At 68.3% G+C, this 3,941-nt stretch carries 2 protein-coding genes; both read left to right on the top strand.

Features of this window, described 5'->3' with window-relative positions:
* A partial coding sequence (locus SFU54_RS02805; protein WP_319014795.1) for an SCO7613 C-terminal domain-containing membrane protein occupies window positions 1-2,806 on the top strand: 2,806 nt, incomplete at its 5' end.
* A 43-nt stretch (window positions 2,807-2,849) separates the two neighbouring features.
* A complete protein-coding gene (locus SFU54_RS02800) occupies window positions 2,850-3,692 on the top strand; it encodes a PhzF family phenazine biosynthesis protein (protein WP_319014794.1) in 843 nt (280 codons plus the stop codon).
* Window positions 3,693-3,941: the final 249 nt, after the last annotated feature.

Genomic DNA, 3,941 nt, shown 5'->3' with positions numbered 1-3,941 from the left:
GCTCTTCTCGCTCGCGCTGCTGATCAGTCTGGCGATGGATCTGCCGCCGGTCGGCAGCCCTCGCTGGCTCGAGCTCAGCGCAACCCTGCTCGGCGTGGGTGCCGTGGCGAGTCGCACGGCGCGCCACGCCCTGCGCGGGCTGTTCAGTGGCATCGCCGGGGTGAGCGTTCCGCTCGCGCTGGTGCTCGCGGCCCTCGCACTTGACCCCGCACCCCTCGGCGGCGACGCAACATTTCTCGTGATCGTGCCGCTCGCTGCAGGAGTCGGCACGCTCACGCTCACAGCGCTCACGACCGCGAAGCGCACGGTGCGTCGACGGTCGGTGCTCGCCGGCGCAATGAGCGTCGTCGTCGTGAGCACCGTTCCCGCAGCGTCGCTCGCCGCACTCGGGGCATTGATCGCGCTCATCAACGCCGAACAGCTCGCCGGGGGCGCCATCACGACAGCCACGGGCGTCGCCGCGGTGGTCGGCCTGCTGGTCGTGAGCGGTGTGCTCGTGTGTCAGGCGATCCTCATCGACGCTCGGGCTGGGCGACGCACCACGGCGAGCGCCGCGAGCCGTGCGGCGTCACTGTGGATGCTGGGCCTCGCGGGCATCGGAGCACTCGGGCTGGGTGAGGTCAATGGTGTGGCGCGCGCGAGTGTGGCGATTGTGCTCGTGGGCGCGGCATCCGTCGTCATCACCGCAACCCCCGTCGGTCGTCGCGCTTCGGCGAGCGACCGGCTACCGATTGTGCTCGCCGCCCATGTCGCGCTCGCGATGGCCGTGTCGCTGTCGTGGAGCTCGTGGAGCTCGACCACGCTCGCCGTCACGCTCGGGTCCGCCGTGCTCGTCGCGTTGGCGGCACTCGCGATGGCCGTGCCGCGCGCGCTGCGGCCGGCTCACCTCGCCGTCGGCTCGGCCTATGCCCTCGTGCTGCTGGCACAGGCCCTGTCGCTTACCGGTATTGAGTTCGCGGGGCTCGTGAGCGTCACCGCGACCGTCGGCTTGCTGGTCGCCCTGAGCGCGACCGTGGTCGGTCGGGTGAGCACCGACTACTGGATGACCCTCTTGGTCGTCGCGGTTGTGCCGGCGCTGATGGCCGTGGCCCTGGTGATCAGTGAACGCACGGCATGGGTGGTGCTGTCGACGTCGACGATGATCGCGCTCGCCCTCAGCCTGGTGCTCACGCATCGCCACGCATTGAGCACGAGAGTGCGCTCCCTCGCCGCGGCGGCCTTGGTGCCGTCGATCGCGGTCGTGATCGTCAACCTCGGGGCGGTGTTGCTCGAATCGAGCGGCTCGCCCGTCGTGCTCCCGCTCATCGCGGTCGTTGTCGCCGTCACGCTGCCCCTGCTCGCGCAGCTCGAAGCGGCGTTGCCGGTGCGCGGCCTGACGCCGGCTGCCTCCAGGAGCGTCGTAAGTGCGCTCGAGTCGACAACCTGGGTGACCGCCGCCATCGCTGTCATGCTCTCGGTCGCGCGGGAGGCGGCTGGCCCTGTCACCCTGACGGTCGTACTCGTCGTTCTCGCTCTCGGCGCTGCGGCCGCTGCTGCGGTTCGACGCATCACGAGGTATTGGTGGCTCGCGGGCATCATCGCCACGGCCGCCCTGTGGTGCTGGTGGTTCGTGCAGGGCGTCACGTCGCCTGAAGCCCACGTGCTTCCGCCCGCTGTGGCGGCGGCGGCTGTCGCCCTCGTGCTCACCGCGCGCGGGCGACCGCACGCCGGACTATGGGGTGCGGGGCTTCTCGGCGCGATCGTGCCCGTGCTTGCCCTCATTGCGATCGGTGCCGACACTTCGCCCGCGCGCACGAGTGCGCTGCTAATCGCGGCCGTGGCACTCACGGCGGCAGGGGCGGCCATGTCGACGGGGCGGTCAGGCCTGCGCGGGCGCCTGTCTGCGCTGCGCTCGGCCACGCTCGCCGCGGCCATCATCGCGAGCATGGCCGGCGCCATTCAGGGCACTCGATTCGGGCTCGGACTCGATCGCGTGGATGCGGGGCCCGCCGTCACCCTTGCCCCCGTCGCCCTGGCGCTCGCGCTGGCCCTGGCGGGTGCCGTGCCCGCGGCAGTCGCCGGCGTTCTGCTCGCTCGCGACGCGACCGTGGATCAGCGCCGGTGGGCGCTCGTGCCCGCCATCACCGCCGTGACCGTCGCAGGGTGCTCAGCGATTGACGCCGACACCCTGCCCGTTACGTGGATCAGTGCCATCGGGTTCGCTCTGCTTATCACGATGGTGGTCGCGGTATGGCGCGAGAAATCCGTGCCAACCGTGCTTCCGCGCGCGTGGGTGCTATTCGGGCTCGCGCTCGCGACGGCTATCGTCGCGTGGAGCCCGCGCGAGATTCTGCGCGTCGAGGCGTTTTCGGTGTCGCTCGGGGCCATGCTGCTGCTCGCCGGAGCGGTGGCGTTTGTGCGCGGCCCCGGCGGGGCATCCGCCCCCCTGCACCACTGGCCAATGGGTCGCTCGGGCTCATGGGCGTTGCTGAGCCCGGGCATTGTCGTGCTCGTGTTCGCGTCGATGCTCGCGACCGCGACTGACCCGCAGACCTGGCGCGCCGTGCTCGTCATGGCCTTCGCCCTGACAGCGATTCTCGTCGGCGTGCGGTGGCGACTCGCGGCGCCGTTTGTGCTGGGCATGATCGTTCTGCCCGTCGAAAACGTGTTGGCCTTCTCGGTGCAGATCGGGCGGGGAATCGAAGCCATGCCGTGGTGGATCACGCTCGCGGTCGTCGGCATCGTGCTCCTCGTGATTGCCGTCGGCTCCGAACGCCGAGCCGGTGACGGCGGCACGCCCACCGCGCGGTTGCGTGACCTGCGGTAATGACGCGCCGGGGCAAGCCGCCCAGCATCTCTATAGTCGTGTCATGACAATGGACATTCTGCGGCTCGCAGCATTTCCGGTAGACGGTCGAGGGGGTAATCCCGCCGGGGTTGTTCTTGATGCACGCGAGTTGACCGACGCTCGAATGCAAGAAATTGCTCGCGAAGTGGGGTATAGCGAAACGGTATTTGTCGTCGGGCAGTCGAATGACCGCCTGCACGTCAAATACTTCGCACCCGACCAAGAAATTGATTTCTGTGGGCACGCGACGATCGCCGCGAGTGTCGCCCTGGGCAGTCAGCTCGGTTCCGGCTCATTCGTGTTCGACACCAATGCCGGCCCGGTCGACGTGCACGTGACAACCACCGACGACGGAATCGTTGCCCAACTCACGTCGCCGGCTGGCCACCTCGAGCCGCGTGACGACGATCTCATCGACGAGCTCCTCACGATCTTTGGCTGGACCCACGCTGACCTCGACGCCGAGTTCACGCCACGCATCGCTTTCGCGGGAAACAAGCACCCCGTCATCGTGCTGAATTCTGTCGAGACACTGCAGGCGATGGATTATGACTTTGACGCGCTTGCCGCATTGTCGCGCGTGCAGCGCTGGCCCACCGTGCAATTAGTCGCGAGAGAAGCGGCGTCGACGTGGCAGAGTCGAAATCCATTTGCCTTTGGTGGAGTTTATGAAGATCCCGCTACCGGGTCAGCCGCTGCGGCTTTTGGCGTTTATCTTCGTGAAGTGCACAAAGCCGCCGTCGGCGACACGCTCGTTATTCGACAGGGAGTCGCCATGGGCCAACCGTGCCTTCTCACCGTGACAATCGGCGAGCACGGCTGCACCGTGTCAGGCGGCGCCATTCCGATCAACTCGAACGACTAGACCGCGTCGCACGCGAGCGACCCGTGCGCGCGGGTCGCGCCGCAGAAGCCGTCGCCGGTCGCCTCTCGCCAAGCGGCGCGGCGTGGGGCAGGATGGCGACATCACTGCTCGCATTCGCGAGTGCCCGAGCCGGAGGTTCACACCCCATGTCTGCTGGATCCGCCGTCGAAACCCGTTCGTCGTGGTTGCCACTGTTCGTCGTCATGCTCGCGCAAGTGCAGCTCGCCTTCAACGCCTGGAACGTGTCCA

This window comes from Microcella sp. (assembly GCF_033763155.1).
GTDB lineage: Bacteria > Actinomycetota > Actinomycetes > Actinomycetales > Microbacteriaceae > Microcella.
Note: the sequence above shows the minus strand (reverse complement) of the source record. Positions and strands in the feature narration are given on the sequence as shown.

Bases quoted from the DNA above. Each gene is read 5' to 3' on its own strand.
- SFU54_RS02800 (WP_319014794.1), top strand. From the start codon at position 2,850: ATGACAATGGACATTCTGCGGCTCGCAGCATTTCCGGTAGACGGTCGA.